This is a genomic window from Leucobacter chromiiresistens (assembly GCF_001477055.1).
GTDB lineage: Bacteria > Actinomycetota > Actinomycetes > Actinomycetales > Microbacteriaceae > Leucobacter > Leucobacter chromiiresistens_A.
Genome location: NZ_LDRK01000166.1, coordinates 1 through 626 on the forward strand (window position 1 = coordinate 1; position 626 = coordinate 626).

At 67.7% G+C, this 626-nt stretch carries 1 protein-coding gene; it reads left to right on the forward strand.

Going from position 1 to position 626, the window contains the following annotated elements; genetic code table 11:
• Positions 1-626: GGDEF domain-containing phosphodiesterase (locus NS354_RS12855; RefSeq protein ID WP_153002231.1), on the forward strand; the 626-nt coding region annotated here is incomplete at both ends.

Consider the following 626-nt stretch of genomic DNA (forward strand, 5'->3'; position numbering starts at 1 on the left):
CGGCGACGAGTTCGCCGCCGCAGCGCTGACCCCGGACTCCCGAGCCGTTGACGACTTCATCGACGGAGTCACCACCGCGATGCGCGAGCCGGTGCTCTTCCACGGGAGATCGAGCATCGTTCCCGCCAGCATCGGAGTCGCCCGGTTCCCGGCGGATGCGAGCGACATCTCCGAGCTGCTGGTGCGGGCGGACGCCGCCATGTACGACGCCAAAGAACGCGGGGCCACCGAGGCCATGCGCTACCGCGAGGGGCTGCTCGAGCACTCGGCGTCCCGTCGTTTCCTCGGCCGCCAGATCCTGGGAGCGATCGCACGAGACGAATTCACGCTCCTGTATCAGCCCCAGTCGTCGCTGAAAGACGAAGCCGTCGTCGGGTGGGAGGCGCTCATCCGGTGGCAGCATCCGGTGCTCGGACTGCTGCACCCCGGCGAGTTCATCCCCATCGCCGAGACGAACGGCACGATCGTTCAGTTGGGCGAATGGGTGCTGCGACATGCGTGCTCCGACGCTGCGAACTGGCAGAATCAGGCCCGGATCGCCGTCAACGTCTCCGCCGCACAACTCACCGACGATCACTTCCTCGCGTCGGTGACGCGCTCGCTCGAGGAGAGCGGGCTCGAGCCCG